Origin of the sequence: Fulvivirga sp. M361 (assembly GCF_007097395.1) — a bacterium.
In the GTDB taxonomy this organism is placed as follows: Bacteria; Bacteroidota; Bacteroidia; order Cytophagales; family Cyclobacteriaceae; genus Fulvivirga.
Genome location: NZ_VKDC01000002.1, coordinates 222,477 through 238,919, shown reverse-complemented (window position 1 = coordinate 238,919; position 16,443 = coordinate 222,477). Strand labels below are relative to the sequence as shown.

At 39.0% G+C, this 16,443-nt stretch carries 19 protein-coding genes; 10 read left to right on the top strand and 9 right to left on the bottom strand.

The annotated features are described in order from the left end of the window. The first annotated feature begins 68 nt into the window (after nucleotides 1-68). Nucleotides 69-494: an IPExxxVDY family protein gene (locus tag FNH22_RS02395; RefSeq protein WP_143396708.1), complete on the top strand. Its 426-nt coding sequence runs from the start codon at nucleotides 69-71 to the stop codon at nucleotides 492-494. A gap of 3 nt (nucleotides 495-497) precedes the next feature. Beyond that, the gene (pyk, locus tag FNH22_RS02390; RefSeq protein WP_143396707.1) at nucleotides 498-1,928 is read left to right on the top strand and encodes a pyruvate kinase; all 1,431 of its coding nucleotides are present in this window, start codon (nucleotides 498-500) and stop codon (nucleotides 1,926-1,928) included. Nucleotides 1,929-1,956: 28 nt separating this feature from the next. Here the strand turns inward: pyk and FNH22_RS02385 are convergent, their stop codons facing one another. Genes FNH22_RS02385 through FNH22_RS02365 form a run of 5 tightly spaced genes read right to left on the bottom strand, consistent with a single transcriptional unit; the run spans nucleotide 1,957 to nucleotide 7,268 of the window. Beyond that, nucleotides 1,957-3,504, bottom strand: a complete 1,548-nt coding sequence (locus tag FNH22_RS02385; protein ID WP_143396706.1) for an NFACT RNA binding domain-containing protein — start codon at nucleotides 3,502-3,504, stop codon at nucleotides 1,957-1,959. Nucleotides 3,505-3,506: 2 nt separating this feature from the next. Further along, a complete protein-coding gene (locus FNH22_RS02380; protein ID WP_143396705.1) occupies nucleotides 3,507-4,268 on the bottom strand; it encodes an MBL fold metallo-hydrolase in 762 nt (253 codons plus the stop codon). Continuing rightward, a complete protein-coding gene (locus FNH22_RS02375; RefSeq protein WP_143396704.1) occupies nucleotides 4,265-4,540 on the bottom strand; it encodes a hypothetical protein in 276 nt (91 codons plus the stop codon). The genes FNH22_RS02380 and FNH22_RS02375 overlap by 4 nt, the downstream gene beginning before the upstream one ends. A 3-nt stretch (nucleotides 4,541-4,543) precedes the next feature. Continuing rightward, nucleotides 4,544-4,912, bottom strand: a complete 369-nt coding sequence (locus tag FNH22_RS02370; protein WP_143396703.1) for a response regulator — start codon at nucleotides 4,910-4,912, stop codon at nucleotides 4,544-4,546. Continuing rightward, nucleotides 4,905-7,268 (bottom strand): response regulator, encoded by a 2,364-nt coding sequence (locus FNH22_RS02365; protein ID WP_143396702.1) that lies wholly within the window; start codon nucleotides 7,266-7,268, stop codon nucleotides 4,905-4,907. The genes FNH22_RS02370 and FNH22_RS02365 overlap by 8 nt, the downstream gene beginning before the upstream one ends. An 87-nt stretch (nucleotides 7,269-7,355) precedes the next feature. Here FNH22_RS02365 and miaA point away from each other — a divergent pair, with 87 nt between their 5' ends. Next, a complete protein-coding gene (miaA, locus tag FNH22_RS02360) occupies nucleotides 7,356-8,258 on the top strand; it encodes a tRNA (adenosine(37)-N6)-dimethylallyltransferase MiaA (protein ID WP_143396701.1) in 903 nt (300 codons plus the stop codon). Between the two features lie 67 nt (nucleotides 8,259-8,325). Next, complete coding sequence (locus FNH22_RS02355) at nucleotides 8,326-8,880, top strand: DUF255 domain-containing protein (protein WP_143396700.1); 555 nt, start codon at nucleotides 8,326-8,328, stop codon at nucleotides 8,878-8,880. Between the two features lie 12 nt (nucleotides 8,881-8,892). Here the strand turns inward: FNH22_RS02355 and FNH22_RS02350 are convergent, their stop codons facing one another. Both FNH22_RS02350 and FNH22_RS02345 read right to left on the bottom strand, forming a co-directional pair. Further along, a complete protein-coding gene (locus FNH22_RS02350; protein ID WP_143396699.1) occupies nucleotides 8,893-9,195 on the bottom strand; it encodes a hypothetical protein in 303 nt (100 codons plus the stop codon). Then, nucleotides 9,188-9,862 carry an RNA polymerase sigma factor gene (locus FNH22_RS02345; RefSeq protein ID WP_143396698.1) on the bottom strand — a complete coding sequence of 225 codons (675 nt, stop codon included), beginning with the start codon at nucleotides 9,860-9,862 and terminating at the stop codon, nucleotides 9,188-9,190. Before FNH22_RS02345 ends, FNH22_RS02350 begins: the two co-directional genes overlap by 8 nt. A gap of 277 nt (nucleotides 9,863-10,139) precedes the next feature. On the opposite strand from FNH22_RS02345, the gene FNH22_RS02340 reads away from it, so the two are divergent. Beyond that, complete coding sequence (locus FNH22_RS02340) at nucleotides 10,140-10,568, top strand: peptidylprolyl isomerase (RefSeq protein WP_143396697.1); 429 nt, start codon at nucleotides 10,140-10,142, stop codon at nucleotides 10,566-10,568. 108 nt (nucleotides 10,569-10,676) lie between these two features. On the opposite strand, the gene FNH22_RS32565 is transcribed toward FNH22_RS02340, so the two are convergent. Beyond that, nucleotides 10,677-10,805, bottom strand: coding sequence for a hypothetical protein (locus tag FNH22_RS32565; protein WP_255517963.1), 129 nt, complete (start codon nucleotides 10,803-10,805; stop codon nucleotides 10,677-10,679). A gap of 180 nt (nucleotides 10,806-10,985) precedes the next feature. Between FNH22_RS32565 and FNH22_RS02335 the strand changes: the two genes are divergently transcribed. Further along, nucleotides 10,986-11,432, top strand: coding sequence for a PaaI family thioesterase (locus FNH22_RS02335; RefSeq protein WP_143396696.1), 447 nt, complete (start codon nucleotides 10,986-10,988; stop codon nucleotides 11,430-11,432). A gap of 23 nt (nucleotides 11,433-11,455) precedes the next feature. Here the strand turns inward: FNH22_RS02335 and FNH22_RS02330 are convergent, their stop codons facing one another. After that, a complete protein-coding gene (locus FNH22_RS02330) occupies nucleotides 11,456-12,604 on the bottom strand; it encodes a tetratricopeptide repeat protein (RefSeq protein ID WP_143396695.1) in 1,149 nt (382 codons plus the stop codon). A gap of 145 nt (nucleotides 12,605-12,749) precedes the next feature. Between FNH22_RS02330 and FNH22_RS02325 the strand changes: the two genes are divergently transcribed. The 4 genes from FNH22_RS02325 to FNH22_RS02310 all read left to right on the top strand — a co-directional run bounded on the left by FNH22_RS02325 (nucleotide 12,750) and on the right by FNH22_RS02310 (nucleotide 16,441). Beyond that, nucleotides 12,750-13,235: a nuclear transport factor 2 family protein gene (locus FNH22_RS02325; protein WP_255517962.1), complete on the top strand. Its 486-nt coding sequence runs from the start codon at nucleotides 12,750-12,752 to the stop codon at nucleotides 13,233-13,235. Beyond that, nucleotides 13,232-13,747 carry a histidine phosphatase family protein gene (locus tag FNH22_RS02320; protein WP_143396694.1) on the top strand — a complete coding sequence of 172 codons (516 nt, stop codon included), beginning with the start codon at nucleotides 13,232-13,234 and terminating at the stop codon, nucleotides 13,745-13,747. The genes FNH22_RS02325 and FNH22_RS02320 overlap by 4 nt, the downstream gene beginning before the upstream one ends. Nucleotides 13,748-13,835: 88 nt before the next feature. Beyond that, a complete protein-coding gene (locus FNH22_RS02315; protein ID WP_143396693.1) occupies nucleotides 13,836-14,855 on the top strand; it encodes a ligase-associated DNA damage response exonuclease in 1,020 nt (339 codons plus the stop codon). Continuing rightward, on the top strand, nucleotides 14,852-16,441 hold the full coding sequence (locus tag FNH22_RS02310) for an ATP-dependent DNA ligase (protein WP_143396692.1): 1,590 nt from the start codon (nucleotides 14,852-14,854) through the stop codon (nucleotides 16,439-16,441). Before FNH22_RS02315 ends, FNH22_RS02310 begins: the two co-directional genes overlap by 4 nt. The last annotated feature ends 2 nt before the right edge of the window (nucleotides 16,442-16,443 follow it).

Genomic DNA, 16,443 nt, shown 5'->3' with positions numbered 1-16,443 from the left:
CGACTGTATTATTTACCCTATTTCTAGTGAAAAATAATGGAAATTAGCCACTACTTTTGCAAAATACCATGGCGCAAAAAAGAACAAAACTAGTCGTAGACTTTGATTATGATTTCATATTATTTGGTATCAGTTCATCTGTTAAATTTTATAAACTAGCCTGGGCCATTAACAATCAACTGGATCTTCATCTGGTACGTGACGCAGATCATATTATTGAGGATAAAACTGCCTGCGAGCAGCCTTTTGGTATGTATACCTTCAGACGCGAATCAGAGGGATATAAGTTATATAAAAACAGAAGCTTGAGTGGGGAAAATGTTTACTTGCTACCGGAATTTATTCATTTTGACTACTTGCTTAAAACAGAAGTTTCTTTGCAATCGTTTTCAGCACAAGAAATGATAAAAGAATTAAAGGAAATTAAATGGATTGAATATATTGCCGACCTTCAAGTGAACACCTTGAAGTCACGAGACAATTTTTTAAGTTAGAGTATGAGTCAAAAGATACATTTTAATAAGACCAAGATCATAGCCACCGTAGGGCCGGCTTCCAATAATAAAGAGACACTGAGAGAACTAATGTTAACCGGTGTTGACATCTTCAGATTGAATTTTTCACATGGTACGCATGAGGATCATTCAAAGGTTATTCAATTCGTAAGAGAGCTGAATGAGGAACTGGCTACCCATGTTAGCCTTTTACAAGATCTGCAAGGACCTAAGATCAGACTTGGTGAGGTGGAAAAAGGTGCCAGGATAAAGAAAGGTGATAAATTCATTATTTCAATCAAAGACATGATAGGGAATAGTGAGATGGCCAGTACCGTGTATACTAATTTGCCTAAAGATGTATCCCCGGGTGATATGATCCTGATCGATGATGGTAAGATCGAGCTAAAAGTAAAGAGCATAGAGGGAGATCAGGTGGTTACTGAGGTCATTTATGGTGGAAAACTTAAGTCCAGGAAAGGAATTAACCTGCCTTTCACTAAAGTTTCTGCGCCCTGCCTTACTGAGAAGGATCTGAAAGACCTTGAATTTGGTCTTAAGAACGATTTGGATTGGATAGCGCTATCGTTTGTACGTGAAGCAGCTGATATTAGAGAGCTTAGGTCTATTATAGAAAAAGAAAATAAATCTACGCGAATAGTTGCCAAGATAGAAAAACCCGAAGCCATTAAAAATATAGATGAGATCATTAGTGCTACTGATGCAGTAATGGTGGCCCGAGGTGATTTAGGGGTTGAGATCTTTATGGAGGAGGTGCCTATGGCACAAAAAATGATTGTAAATAAGTGCAATAGAGCAGCAAAACCAGTGATCATAGCTACCCAAATGATGGAAAGCATGATAGAAAATCCAAGACCTACGCGTGCAGAAACCAATGATGTCGCGAATGCCGTGATGGACGGTGCCGATACGTTGATGCTGTCAGCAGAAACTGCTGCAGGTATGTACCCAATAGAAGTGGTGAAAAGTATGGTCAACACAGTGAGTTGTGTGGAGCGGCAGGCTGATGTTTACTTTAAACATGACCTTCCTGACCAGGAAGATCCCCTTTTCTTAAATAGTACGCTCATATTAAATTCCTGCCGTTTGGCAAAAGCTTCAAAAGCTACGGCTATTGTTGGTATGACCCAATCGGGATATACTGCATTTAAACTGGCTGCTCATAGGCCGAAAGCGAATATATTCATTTTCACAAGCAATAAGCCATTATTGAATATTATCAACCTGGTATGGGGGGTAAGAGGCTTCTATTATGATAAAGAAGTTTCTACGGATGATACGTTTGCCGATATTGAAGAAATATTAAAGAGTAAAGAACATATTGGTAAAGGGGATGTATTTATTACTACTGCCAGCATGCCGATAGATGAAAGAGGCAGAACAAATACCATCAAACTAAATGTGGTAAACTAAGCATTCAGTAAATGCTATAGTTCAAATGCTAACTATGATCTGGCCTGGGGGGTACAAGCATTACCTTTTCTCTGTCTACCACGACAGCTCCGGGCGGGTCACCTTTTCTCTTTCTAATATACTTTCTGGGAGTGTAGATCACAGGGCATAGTGTATCGTTTTTTCTTTTAGAATAATAAGCGGCAAGTTCTGCCGCATGCTCTATCACGAAATCCGGAATAATTTTCCCTTGCTGATTTTTGATCAGTACATGTGACCCGCTTACATCCTTGGCATGTAGCCATAGATCTTCCTTATGAGCGTGGCCCTTGATCATTTCATCATTGTTTCGTGCATTTTTTCCAATACGGATCTCATAGCCACCGAAATGATGTACACGGTAGGGTTTAGTCTTTTCTTGCTTAAGCTTAGTCTCTCTCTTTGGAGTCAAAGCCCTTAACTCTTTTAAACTTTCCGTATTTTCAATGGCCTGTTTCCGGCCAAGGAGTTTACTAAGAAATAGTTTCTTTTGAGTTATATTCTGAGTTAGTATGCTTATTTCCCGGGACTGATTTTTTGATTTTCTATAGTAGATTTCTGCGTTTTTCTGGGCTGATAGATCACGTTTTAGTTTTATGGTGACAGGGGTATTGTCCTTGTAAAAATTAGGAAGAGTCACGGTTTTTATGGAAGGCTTAATGTTATGTAAGTGAGCCATTAAAATGTCACCTAATTGTGAGTAGTTAGTTTCGTGATTAATTTGATCAAGCTTTACTGATGTATTTTTAATATACCCTTTTACCTTTTTGATATCTTGTGTTAGCCGGGTTAACACCGAACGTTTTTCTGTGTTAAATGCGTCTGTCGTAATTCTGCTAAGGAAAAAAGTGTTGAGTGCTGCCAGAGGGCTTTGAAACTCTTCCAATACGTCTCCTGTTTTTAAAAGGCTAAGGTGACGTTGTTCATTCCATTTTACCATAAAAATTTTTTTGTTGTCAAGTAACTGCAACAACTTCTTAACAGCTTCCCATTGCTCATCAATATCAAGTGTATTAAAGCCCATTCCTTCTAAATGGGCGATAGGTATAGGCCCGAAAGTAGGAAACAGCGCCTTCAGGTTTCTATCAGAGGATAAAAAGGCTGCCTTTGACTGGTCTATCGTACGATTAAGCTGACCAGGCTGTATTTTGAAATCATTTTCAAGGCTATTCTTAAAAACTTCTATCACCTCATTGTTTGAGAATAGAATGATATTTGAACGATTCCCATGCATCTTAAAAATTAAGCAAGCCTCATTTTGAAAATGAATTGAAAAACATCGTTCATTTAAGTAGATTTTGACTTCACAGACTGTTTCATTGATGGCAGGTGTAAATAGGTCTACGCTGTTTTTTCGTGCACGACGGAATTCTTCAGGGAATGAAAGGCAGCAGAAAGAGGGATTGAGATAAGCCTTGATCAGAAACGTCGGATCTTGTCCGAACGCAAGGATCAACTCATTTTTATTTTGAGAAAAGCATGCAGTTAAAGTGGTCCCGATGAGTTTTTCACCAAGTGCAGGAACCAGGTATTTTAAAAAATGATAATTATTATGCACGCTTAAATGCTGATCTTAAGGCCGTCATGAGCCAGGGCAACATTATCAGGTAATTCTGCTTCTATTGTTTTATGCTTACCCATCTTATGACTTATGTGTGTAAAATAAGTACGTTCTGCGTCCATTTCACGAGCTAACTCGAGTGCTTCCTCTAAGTTGTAATGCGAGATATGATTGTCCCGTTGCAATGCATTTATAACAAGTACTTTGCTGCCCTTGATTTTGTTTTTTTCTTCTTCACTGATGTAGTTGGCGTCTGTAATGTATGTAAAATCTTCTACACGATAACCAAATACAGGTAATTTATAGTGTAGCACTTCTATGGGCATAAATGTTATTCCATTAACTTCAAAAGAACCGCCATCAATTTCATGTGTTTGAATTTGTGGAACCCCAGGGTATTTGATCTCTTCAAAAGCATAACTGAACTCTCTCTTGAGTTGGTTCAAGACCTTTTTTCGTGCATATATAGGCATATCCCTTTTTTGTCGGAAATTAAATGCTCGCACATCATCTAATCCGGCAGTATGGTCTTTATGTTCATGGGTAAAAATGACTGCATCCAGGTGCTTAACCTTTTCCCGGAGAACTTGCTGTCTAAAGTCTGGCCCCGTATCTATAACAAAACTCTTTTGATCGACTTCCAGATGCACGGAAGTGCGTAACCTTTTATCTCTGAAATCTAAGGAATTACATACTACACAGTCGCAGGCTATTACAGGCACTCCTTGTGATGTGCCGGTGCCTAAAAATGTGACTTTCAAAGCTCTAACTCTGTTTGGGCCAGTTCAAAATAGAGCTTTCGATTTTTTTCACTTAACTGCTCACTGTCCAGGTCTACTGATTTTATGATGTCCAGTAAACAATTAATTTTGCCATCTACGGCGAAAAATTTATTGACTATAATGATTTTGGTATCTCGCAGGACACACCACCCTGATTGAAAATTGCCACGTTCGTATCTAAGCATATAATCAGATTCTGCAATCAGATCTTCCAGTTTATTCAGAAAATGCTTTGAATACTTAATTAACATGGATCAGACATATTTTTTTACAGCATTAACGAGCGCATCGTAATCAAGCGGCTTGATTAAATACTCGTTTATACCTGCATCTTCGAAGTCTTCTTTGCGGTAGTTTTTGTAATTACCTGATATCGCTATGATGGGTACTTCCGCTTTTTTCTTGTCATTGAGATCACGTATCTCCTTGGCAAGTTCCATTCCATTTGCACCAGGTAGTATGATATCGAGTATGATTACGTCATAATCATTTACTCTAACTTCTTCTAAGACAGTCTTTCCCGACTTTATACCCTTAATATAAAAGCCTTGTCCTTGAAATATTTTTTTAGATAGCGTTTGTATTACGGGGCTGTCATCTGCAAGTAGGATCCTCTTAGCCATTAATTGAGATTTTAGTTTTACCAGCGTTTATTTCTTTCTTGAAGTCCTCAAATAACATTTGGAGGTTTTCAATTTCACCTTCAAAAATATGATATTTTTTTGTTTTTACGCCATTTTCTAAGATCTCGGCGCTGGCTGAGATCTTTTCCAGGCCCAGCGTGCCTGCATTACCTTTTAGTGTGTGAAAGATAACAGCTATTTCTTTAAGCTTTTTAAGCTTGAAAAATTGTTTTGATGATTTCAACTGATCGGTAAACTCTTGTTCAAACTCCTTTAGTGCCTCATCTACCATTTCCTGGCCACCATACTTGGCCAGTGTAGCGAGTGTAGAATAATTGACCGTAAGGAGGTCGTTTCCACGGTTATCTTTGTCATCATGGCTTTCCAAAATAATGCCCTCAGTCCATCTTTTTACTTTTTTTAATAACTTGGACGGATTGATGGGTTTAGACAAATAGTCATCCATGCCAGCCTCCAGGAACTCATTGCTGTCTTCCTTTGTGGAGTAGGCAGTCATGGCTATGATGGGAGTTTTTTTGTTTTTGCTGGTTTGTCGAATTTTAAGCGTAGTAGCTACACCATCCATATCAGGCATTTGAATATCCATAACGATCAGGTCAAAAACCGTTTTCTTACATTTTTTTAAGGCTTCAAAACCACTGCCGGCGGTATTTGTTACCCCTCCCGACTTTTTCAATAGTTCAGCGGCTAATTGGAGATTGATAGCATTATCATCAACAATGAGAATGCGTGGTGAATTAGTAAGTAAAACCAGGTCTTGATTTTTTTCTTTAGAGCCTTTTTTGCGATGTCGACTGGCTGATGTATTAAAGGTGAACCAAAAACTACTCCCCTTCCCCAGCTGAGATTCTACCCCAATGTCACCTTTGAAAAGACGGGTCAGGCGTTTTGACAAATATAGGCCGAGACCAGTGCCTTTGTAAGATTTACTGTTTGAACTGTCCAGTTGGGTGAAGCTTTTGAACAGCCGCCTCCTGTCTTTCGAAGAAATACCTATACCAGTATCCGACACTATTCCTTTGAATAAATACTTTTTGTCATCAATGTTTTCTTCTAATTGAAGAATGACATTGATCTCCCCGCCTTTTAATGTGAATTTGATCGCGTTTGAGATGAGATTGGAAAAAATCTGGAGTAATTTGGTTTCATCTGAAAAGATTATTTCGGGTACTCCCGGTTTTATATCAAAACTTATTTTAAGGCCATTTTTTTCCGCCTGACCAAAATAGAGAAGTGATATTTTCTCCATAAAGTCATGAACGTTAAAATTAGCATGTTTAGGTACCATTTTACCTGCTTCTATTTTGGAAATATCCAGCAAATCATTTAATACCTCCATCAAAATATCGGCAGAGCCTTTCAAAGCTTTTAAGTGCTGTTGTTGCTTTGGTTTGAGCTCACTTTTGTTAAGCAGGTGCAGCATACCCATAATGCCATTAAGGGGTGTGCGTATTTCATGACTCATATTGGCAAGAAAACGCTCCTTTACCTTGAGCGACCGTTCGGCTACTTCTTTAGAATATTGAAGCTGTTCATGAGCCCTCTTCAGGTTTGTTATATCCCTGGCTACCCCTTCAATGTACGATGGCTTTTGATTCTCAAACACAATTCTAAGGTTGCAGATACAAGGGATCTTCTTTCCTGACTCATGTACAAGATCAAACTCTATGTTCCTTATGCTTTTCTTTTGTATTAATTGTTTTAATAAAGATTTGGTCTTACGTGAGTAGATATAATAATCCCGGCTATCTTTTCCGATAATAGATTCTTCGGTGAAACCTGTGATTTCCTTCACACTGGGACTTAACATCATTATTTTTCCTTTGAAATCGCATCGAAAATAAAGGTCCTGGAAAGACTCGAAAATGGTTCTGAATTTCTCCTCATTTTTAACGATATCGATGCGTGTCTGCATTTTTTCAGTGATATCATAAGCCAGTCCCGATACCGCTATGATTTCACCCGTTTCGTTGTAAGTTGGGTTCAGGAATACGGATTTCCATATTTCTCCGGGCTCATAGTCAAGACGTATTTCAAAGTTAAGAGACTCACCTTTCATAGCGACTTCATACTTTTCTTGCCAAAATGAATTGACCAAGACGCTTTTCAGTTTATCTCCCTCTTGAAAAGAGATCTGTGCCATTTCATCCGCGCTCAGGAGTTCATTAAAGTAGTTTTGATTGAAATTAATAAGTTTGAAATTGCTGTTTATGGCCCATATACTCAAATTGCCACCCTCTAGCATGGCATTCGTAAATGTATTCTTACTTCTTTCTGCCAGAAGCTCCTTCTTGAGTTGCTCAATTTGTTCGATATAATATGATTCGGAAATCATTACTTGTGAAAATAACAAATATTAAACAACCGACATTCTTCGTCATGAGGTTGTTTAACTTACTAAATACTTCCTAATTTTGGTCTGATGAAGAAATATTTGCTGACAGTTGTTGGCCCCACTGCAGTAGGTAAGACCAAGCTGGCCATAGCGTTAGCCCACCATTTTCGCTCTGAGATAATATCTGCTGATTCCAGGCAGTTGTATAAGGAAATGGAAATAGGAACAGCTAAACCTACAGCTGAAGAATTAGCCTGTGTTAAGCATTATTTCATTAATTCGCATTCTATTTTTACCAATGTATCTGCCGGAAAGTATGAAAAAGAAGTGCTGGCACTTACTGAACGTCTATTTTTAAACAATAATTACCTGATAATGGCCGGAGGGTCAGGGCTGTATGTTGATGCCGTGGCCAAAGGGTTTGCTGAGATACCACATATTGAACCTGCCGTCCGGGAAAGATTAAATGAAAGTTTAGAAGAAGAGGGACTGGAAAAATTGGTAGAACAGCTCATGAACACCGACCCTGTTTATGCAGTAGAGGTAGATAAAAACAACCCACAAAGAGTTATCAGGGCTTTAGAAGTATTTATAGGTACAGGTGTGCCTTATTCTCAATGGCGAAAGCCACCCGTCAGTGACCGGAAGTTTGAAGTGATAAAAGTAGGTCTTGAATTGCCCAGAGATCAGTTATACGAAAGGATCAATGATCGAATGGACAATATGATCGAGGAGGGCCTTTTTGAAGAGGCAAAATCGTTATATCGATACCGTCATATTAATGCATTACAGACAGTGGGTTATAAAGAGATATTTGATTACATGTCCGGACGTTATGACAAAGAGGAGTGTATCCGGTTACTCAAACGTAACTCACGACGCTATGCTAAACGTCAACTGACCTGGTTTAAAAAAGACACCAATACCCGATGGTTTTCTCCGGAGAATATACCTGGCATTCTTGATTATGTCAAACAAATGACCAACTGATTCATTTCTGGCATTAATATTGAAATTATCATATCTTAGATAGTTTATTGGCGTATATACACTAATTATGAACAGAAGAAAGTTAATTGTTACGGGGCTGTCAGGTGTACTCATAGCAGTAGTAGTGTTAAGCTCGGCTTTTGATATCAGGGAAGAGGAAGGATCGGCCGTGAATTGGTTGACTTTTGAAGAGGCCCTCGAAAAATCGAAAACACAAAAGAAAAAAATATTTATTGACGTGTATACGGACTGGTGTGGGTGGTGTAAGGTGATGGATAAGAATACGTTCGGCCATCCCGAAATAGCCCAATACCTCAATGAAAATTTTTATCCTGTCAAGTTGGATGGAGAGCAAAAAGAAGACATAGTTTTTAGAGATCGGACATTCAAATTTGTGCCCTCAGGTCGTAAAGGATATCATGAACTGGCAGCAGCATTGCTGAACAATAAATTAAGCTATCCGACTGTCGTATTCTTAGATGAAGACTTTAATATGATCCAACCTTTGCCCGGATATCAAAAACCGGATCAATTCGAGAAAATCGTAAAGTTCATCGGAGGTAATTACTTTAAAAACACGTCCTGGAAAGATTGGGAACAAGGATTTCAATCCGAACTTTGATTAACTTATCTCTTAACCCAATAAATCCGTCAACTCCAGATCTATTGCTGATCGGTCCATTTCCTCTATTTGGTCTTCTTGTTTAGAATTTCCCTGTTTTTTGGTAATATCTTCCACAAATAATAACAAGAGTAACAGTATGACAATGATTACAATGTAAACGAGTTTTCTTCTGTCATTGTAGAGCATCTCCCTTATGCCCCTTGTACTATAGTACTTCTGAAACTTTGCCATCAGGCCATCAAAGTCACGATAACGATGAACAGTCTCCAATGGCGGGATTGGAGCATTTATTTTTACTTTGATCTTAGTCATGGTATCGGATTTCCTTTGAGATAGACTTGAGTTTTTTAATCACCCGATATGTTTTGATTTTAGCATTCACTTCAGATAAACCCGTTAGGTAACCGATTTCTTTAAAAGACCGATCTTCAAAAAAACGCAGTTCTATAAGTTGTATTTCATTTTCATTAAGCTGTTCAATAAGAACGGGTATTAATACATAAGGGTCCAGCTCGGGCTTTTCATATTCTATTTCCGAGATCAAAACATTAATATGATCGTCCGTAATACTCACGGTACGTGCCATTTTAGTTTGTTCTCTAAAAAACATATTCATCTCATTAATGGCTATTCGATACAACCAAGCTGAAAAGGGTACCCCCTGGTACTTATACCTTTTAATGTTTTTCAGGCTTTTCAGGAATACCTTGGAAGTGAGGTCTGCGGTTAAGTCCAGGTGATCCACCCGCTTATTGATAAACAAGAACAATGTGTCATGATACTTTCGGTACAGCGGAGCAAAGTATTCCGGGTGCTGCTGGGCCTTTTTGACAATTTCATATTCTTCAAGTATCTCTTTTTCCTTTTTATGATAGGTAACGGAAGCTACACTAAACAGATAAAATACATTGAAAGACGAATAGAAGACAGACCAATACCGATTGATCGTAGAGGATATAGAGGCATCAACCCCGGGCATGTACAGCATATGCTTTAATTTACAATCATTTTTGTTACAACGAAACATCCGGTCGGATTGTCTTCGGGCAACCGACCGGATGTTAACCGCCTTTTCACAATGTCTCTGCTAACCGCCATTAACAGATCCGTCATTGTTATTGGAAATGAAGTACACACATAATGCAGGTATGGTAGTTAAGGTACACGTTAACGGTAAATTTTTTCTTGAAACGCTAATGACTACCTTTGCGCTCCTTGAAAATCAAGGTTATTAAATTGAATTAAAATAATATACGATGTCTCAGGCGAAAAAAGGAGATAAAGTTAAAGTACACTACACAGGTAAATTACACGATGGGACCGTTTTTGATTCCTCCGTGAGTAGAGAACCGCTGGAATTTGAGATTGGAGCGGGAATGATGATAGCGGGATTCGATGCAGCAGTGAATGGTATGTTGATAGGAGATAAAAAAGTGGTGGATATCCCCGCAAAAGAGGCGTATGGTGAGAAAAGCGAGGATATGATTGTTACCGTACCAAAGTCACAACTTCCAGCTGACCTTGAGCCGGAGGTAGGGCAACAATTGGGAATGCAACAGCCTGATGGACAATCAATTCCGGTCATAGTTGCCAAGGTAGCCGAAAGCGAGATAGAATTAGATGCGAATCACCCTTTGTCCGGTAAGGATCTGATCTTTGAAATAGAACTGTTAGAAATTGCTTGATTACGCAAATCAATAATTTTTGCTATTTCAACTCATTAGCAATATAAGTATTAAAATAAATAAAGGCTGTTGGTTAACCAACAGCCTTTATTTATTTTAAAAAGAAACTCAGTCTTCGGCTGTATCTTCTTTTTTTGTTTTTTGAAAGTCAAGCAAACCTACCGCAGCGCCAAAACCAATCAGGCATGCTACAATGGTTATGAAAAGACTGGCTCCATCGCCGATATATTGCTCCATGTTATTTTTATCTAGGTTTTACTGATCTACACATTCAAAACTATAGCATAAAACTGAATTCTTAAACACTATTTTTATTTTTAAGCGTTAAGACCTTCGGGAAATGGTTTAGTAGGGATCCGTTTTGATGCTGGTATTGGGGGCAAAAAATAGAACTAATTTCAATAGAACTGTACGGTCATGGATATAACTTATGAAGAACATTACCAGAAGCTGGAATGGATGTATGTACATGCAGCTCCCATTAATAAAATCTACCAACCTACGATTAATATTGCTAAAGGATCATGTGAAATAAAAATGGCGTGTAACCGGGAATTATTTCATTCAGCGGGTGCACTTCATGGCTCGGTGTATTTTAAGATGCTTGATGACGCTGCTTTTTTTGCTGCCAGTTCTCTGGAAACAGGTGTATTCCTACTTACCAGCACATTTAATATCCATTTTTTAAGACCCGTGTTATATGGAGAGTTGCTGGCAAAAGCCAGTGTAATATCTTATACAAAGCAACAAATAGTGGCAGAAGCCATTTTGATCAATTTAGAAACTAACAAAGAAGTAGCCAGAGGTACCGGTAATTTTTTAAAAAGTCCAATGCCTTTAGATGAAAGTGTTGGTTATAAATGAGCTGGACAATGAGGCATTGCATCTTAAGCTATTTTAGCCCTTTTCAACTTAAAAAGGATAAACCCGATGGCAACAAGAATGATCGTGCCCATGATGCCAAGTAAAATCACAATCCTGTTATTTTCAAGTTTAAGATCTGTAATTTCTTTAGTGCGTTTTAGTATCTCCAGTTCTTTTTCTTTCTGCTGAAACTCAAAAGCCATTTCCAGCCTTGCCAGCTTACGACTGCTTTCCTCATTGTAGACATAATCCTTTACTTTGTCATACAGAAGCCTTGCCTCATAAGCTTCCTTGTATTTTTTCTTGTTGAAGGCTATGGTGGACAGACCAAGGTATATTTGCTTTAATATTGGGTTTTCCTTTAGGTCTGTCGCAATTTGTATGGCTTGATTGAAATGACTCTCGGCCCTGTCGTAGTCATTCAGTTCAAGGTAAGCTGACCCAATGTTAGCCATGGCATAAGCACGACCTCTAAAGTCATTACTTGCTTCTGCAATCTCCTTAGACTTTTCATAGTAGTTAAGTGCTTGCGGGTAATCGCCCTCATGAAAATAAATGTTACCAAGGTTGTTAATGGGGTCGAAGTTCAGTAAGTCACCCGTTTCTTCCGCAAGTGCTATGGATTTATTATAATACTCCATGGCTTTCTTTTTTTCTCCCATATCGCTGTAAGCATTACCAATATTGTTCAAGGCCCCAATGATCTGCTTACGTCGGCCTAATTTTTCAAAGGTCTCATAGGATTCAATAAAGTAGATGAGTGCCTTATCATAAGTTTCTTTAAGCGAGTATACTGTTCCTATATTGTTCATAGTAGAAGCCAATAGCATTCGGTCTTCAAGCTCAGCGCTAATACGTATAGACTCGATATAGTAATCCAGCGCCTTATCGTATACACCTTGATTTTTATAGACTATGCCTATATTATTGAGTGCGGCGGCCCTGCCTTTTGGGTAGTTTATTACCGATGCGAGATCCAGCGCGTCTTTCGAATAGGACAAGGCCTTCGTTGGACTTTCCTGGACATAACCAATATAAATTTTATTCAGAATATCCACCCGGTCCTTACCCTTGGCGGACGACAACCTGTTTTCCAGGCTATCAATATTTTGAAAAGTAAAACCATTAAAGGTTATCAGACAAAGAAAAAGCCATAGATATTTAATAAACATAGAATTAGGTAATTTGGCTCAAAGTTACTATTATATTCGTTAGAGTTAAATTCCCAAAACTTAAGATTTTTCAGGGTAAGGCTAATGCCGCTTGTATAAATTGTATTCAAGAGAAGGAAGTATCCCCATAAATTACAAGAAAACAATGATGCGTACGATTGTATTTGCCATTTTTCAGCTGCTTGCTACAGCGGTGTGTGCTCAAAAACCACCTCAGGAAGAGGTGAAAGCCGTAGTACTGTCCTTGTTTGAAGGGATGCGTTTAGGTGACAGCGCTATGGTTCACAGCACATTTATGGAGACAGCCCAAATGTATACGATCCTTCGTAATAAAGAAGGACAGCCCATTTTACGTAAGGGTTCATTGCAAAAATTCCTAAATGCTGTAGGAAGCACTCATGATCAGGTATGGAATGAGCCTATATGGGATATAGAGGTTAAAATCGACCAGGACTTTGCTCAACTTTGGGCGTCATATGCGTTTTACGCAGGGAATACTTTCAGTCACTGTGGTGTAGATGCATTTCACCTTTTCAGAACAGAGGAAGGTTGGAAGATCTTCCAGATTACAGATACAAGGAAAAAAGAAGGCTGTAAGATACCCGGGGAAATAAAAGATAAATTCCAATGAAATTGAGATATCTGCTGTTCGTTTGCAGTCTGTTTGTTTTTGTATCCTTAACTTGTGTTCATGGACAAACTACTGTTATACTTTTAAGACATGCTGAAAAAGACCTGGAAAGTGGCAGTGATCCGGGTTTATCAGAGAAAGGACGGCAGCGAGCTAAAGAGCTGGTAAGGGTTTTAGAGAATGTGAAAATCGATGCTATCTATTCCACACCCTTCAATAGAACAAAAGAAACTGTAGCCCCACTGGCTGAAAACCAGGAACTGGATATAGAAGAATATAATCCATTCAAACTGGAAGAGATAACAGCGATGTTAATGAAGTCTGAAAATAAGACCTTTGTATTTTCAGGTCATTCCAATACCACTCCGATATTTGTTAACCTCTTACTGGGATCACAGGAATATAAACAGTTGAATGAGGCTGACTACGACAACCTCTACATTGTCACGATCAATAAAAAAGGAAAGTCTAAAGTGTTGGAGTTGGCTTATGGTGAAGTATCTGCCTTTTAAGTAAGAGATAAAGATTTTCCTGAATAGCTTTATAAGTTAACGTATAGTAGACTAACATTTATAAGAGATCAGCGTTCTGTAAAAAGATATGCTTCTTGAGTTCACCGATCGTGGGATATACTGCCCACAAGCAGCTATTTTTATTGATCCATGGAAACCCGTTGATAAGGCTTTGATCACGCATGGTCATGCGGACCATAGTAGATGGGGGCATAAGCATTATTTATGTACTGCTGCTGCTGCACCCGTTATCAAATATCGGCTTGGAAAGGTAAACCTTCAAACTACAGGTTTTGGCGAGATACATACGATCAATGGAGTCAAAATTTCCTTTCATCCGGCGGGACATATTGTTGGCTCCGCCCAAATTCGATTAGAGTATAAAGGAGAGGTTTGGGTAGTCTCTGGAGACTACAAACTGGAAGAAGACGGCCTTACGGAAACTTTTGAATCTATCAAATGTCATACATTCATTACTGAATCTACTTTTGGGTTGCCTATCTATGAGTGGAGGCCACAGATTGAGGTTTTTCAGGAGATCAATAACTGGTGGAGACAGAATCAGGCATTACGAAAGACTACCATTCTTACCGGTTATGCGTTAGGAAAAGCACAGCGGATTATTCAAAATCTGGATGATAGCATTGGGAAAATATATACGCACGGGGCCATAGAAAATGTAAATGAAATACTTAGACAGCAGAACATTCTGCTGAAAGATACTATTAGGGTTACAGCTGAAATCCCTAAAGAGGAGTACATTGGAAATATTGTGATTGCTACTCCCTCGGCAGTAGGCTCGTCCTGGATAAAAAAATTCAGTCCCTACTCTATAGGTTCAGCTTCCGGATGGATGAACCTTAGAGGAGCCAGAAGGCGACGCTCGGTAGATCGTGGTTTTGTACTGTCAGATCATGCAGATTGGAAAGGGCTAAATACAGCTATAGATCTGTGTGAAGCAGAACAAGTTTATGTTACACATGGATATACATCTATTTTTAGTAAATGGCTTAATGAAAGAGGAGTTAGTGCGGGTATTGTAGAAACACAGTTTGAAGGAGAATTGGCGGAGATAGGTGAGAGTACCGAGAAAGAGGAAGAAGTATGAAACGGTTTGCGGCACTTTTTACACAACTTGATCAAACCACCAAAACACTGGTAAAAGTAGAGTCTTTGGCATCCTATTTTAGTGAAGTAGATGATCAGGACAAATTATGGACCATCGCTATTCTATCTCATAGGCGGCCAAAAAGACCTGTCAATAGCACTATGATCAAACAATGGGCCGCGGAACTTAGTGGAGTGCCCTTCTGGCTTTTTGAAGAATCTTATCATGTAGTAGGTGATTTAGCTGAAACTATTGCATTGATCTTACCTGAGCCTTCTTCACAGTCTGAAGAAGGTCTTTCTTATTGGATCTGGTTTATAAAATCAATGACTCAAGATGGAGAAGAAGAGAAGAAAGCAAAGATGAAACAAGCCTGGTCTTGTTTATCGGCGGTAGAGCGATTTGTATTTAACAAGCTACTCACGGGTGGTTTCCGAATGGGGGTGTCGCAAAAATTAATGACGCGTGCATTGGCCAAAAGTACGGGTCTTGACGAAAATGTATTAGCGCATAGGTTGATGGGCAATTGGACCCCGGATACCACCACCTTTGCTGACCTCATTCTTTCAGAAGACCCTAAAGAAGACGATTCCAGGCCATATCCTTTTTACCTGGCCTATGCCCTGGAGGATGCCCCGGGTTCGCTGGGAAATCATTCAGATTGGTTGGCAGAACGAAAATGGGATGGTATTAGGGGACAGATAATCATTAGAAATGATGAACTATACGTCTGGTCGAGAGGAGAAGAACTAGTTACTGATAAATATCCTGAATACCATGAATTCAAAAGTATTCTGCCGCATGGAACAGTAATAGATGGAGAGATATTACCCTTTAAAGAAGGCAAACCGTTGCCATTTGCTCAGTTACAAACACGTATTGGGCGTAAAAATCTCACAAAAGGCATTTTAGAAAAATCTCCGGTTATTTTTAAAGCGTATGATCTGCTGGAATGGGAAGCTAAAGACACACGCGAATGGCCACTGAAAAAGAGAAGAGAACGCTTGGCATCCATCGTAAAGGAGTTTTCAAGTGAGTCACTAAAAATATCTGATGAAGTAGTATTTTCTTCGTGGCACGAGTTAGGCATAGAACAGGAAAGATCAAGAGAGTATTATAGTGAGGGCATTATGCTAAAACGTCTGGACTCAACGTATAGAAGTGGCAGAAAAAAAGGCGATTGGTGGAAATGGAAAGTAGAGCCACTGACCATTGATGCTGTAATGATCTATGCTATGAGAGGGCATGGACGCCGGGCAAATTTATATACAGACTACACGTTTGCCGTCTGGGATGGTGATCAGCTAGTACCTTTTACTAAAGCTTATTCTGGGCTGACGGATGCTGAAATCCATGAAGTAGACCGGTATGTAAAGAAAAATACCATTGAAAGATTTGGGCCTGTACGCAGTGTGACCCCGGAACTTGTATTTGAAATAGCCTTTGAAGGGATCAATAAATCTACCCGGCACAAGTCAGGTGTAGCGTTGCGTTTTCCCCGAATAAAAAGATGGCGAAAAGATAAGCCAAAAGAAGAAGCCAATACTATTGCCGATCTGTTATCTCTATTGGATATTTACGGCTAGAA

What these genes read in the sequence shown, in the direction of transcription:
- FNH22_RS32565 (WP_255517963.1), bottom strand. Translation starts at nt 10,805, where the DNA reads ATGGAGCAATATATCGGCGATGGAGCCAGTCTTTTCATAACCATTGTA.
- FNH22_RS02320 (WP_143396694.1), top strand. Translation starts at nt 13,232, where the DNA reads ATGAAATTGAGATATCTGCTGTTCGTTTGCAGTCTGTTTGTTTTTGTA.
- FNH22_RS02315 (WP_143396693.1), top strand. Translation starts at nt 13,836, where the DNA reads ATGCTTCTTGAGTTCACCGATCGTGGGATATACTGCCCACAAGCAGCT.
- FNH22_RS02365 (WP_143396702.1), bottom strand. Translation starts at nt 7,268, where the DNA reads ATGATTTCCGAATCATATTATATCGAACAAATTGAGCAACTCAAGAAG.
- FNH22_RS02355 (WP_143396700.1), top strand. Translation starts at nt 8,326, where the DNA reads ATGAACAGAAGAAAGTTAATTGTTACGGGGCTGTCAGGTGTACTCATA.
- FNH22_RS02310 (WP_143396692.1), top strand. Translation starts at nt 14,852, where the DNA reads ATGAAACGGTTTGCGGCACTTTTTACACAACTTGATCAAACCACCAAA.
- FNH22_RS02350 (WP_143396699.1), bottom strand. Translation starts at nt 9,195, where the DNA reads ATGACTAAGATCAAAGTAAAAATAAATGCTCCAATCCCGCCATTGGAG.
- FNH22_RS02345 (WP_143396698.1), bottom strand. Translation starts at nt 9,862, where the DNA reads ATGCCCGGGGTTGATGCCTCTATATCCTCTACGATCAATCGGTATTGG.
- pyk (WP_143396707.1), top strand. Translation starts at nt 498, where the DNA reads ATGAGTCAAAAGATACATTTTAATAAGACCAAGATCATAGCCACCGTA.
- FNH22_RS02395 (WP_143396708.1), top strand. Translation starts at nt 69, where the DNA reads ATGGCGCAAAAAAGAACAAAACTAGTCGTAGACTTTGATTATGATTTC.
- FNH22_RS02370 (WP_143396703.1), bottom strand. Translation starts at nt 4,912, where the DNA reads ATGGCTAAGAGGATCCTACTTGCAGATGACAGCCCCGTAATACAAACG.
- FNH22_RS02330 (WP_143396695.1), bottom strand. Translation starts at nt 12,604, where the DNA reads ATGTTTATTAAATATCTATGGCTTTTTCTTTGTCTGATAACCTTTAAT.
- FNH22_RS02340 (WP_143396697.1), top strand. Translation starts at nt 10,140, where the DNA reads ATGTCTCAGGCGAAAAAAGGAGATAAAGTTAAAGTACACTACACAGGT.
- miaA (WP_143396701.1), top strand. Translation starts at nt 7,356, where the DNA reads ATGAAGAAATATTTGCTGACAGTTGTTGGCCCCACTGCAGTAGGTAAG.
- FNH22_RS02375 (WP_143396704.1), bottom strand. Translation starts at nt 4,540, where the DNA reads ATGTTAATTAAGTATTCAAAGCATTTTCTGAATAAACTGGAAGATCTG.
- FNH22_RS02335 (WP_143396696.1), top strand. Translation starts at nt 10,986, where the DNA reads ATGGATATAACTTATGAAGAACATTACCAGAAGCTGGAATGGATGTAT.
- FNH22_RS02325 (WP_255517962.1), top strand. Translation starts at nt 12,750, where the DNA reads ATGATGCGTACGATTGTATTTGCCATTTTTCAGCTGCTTGCTACAGCG.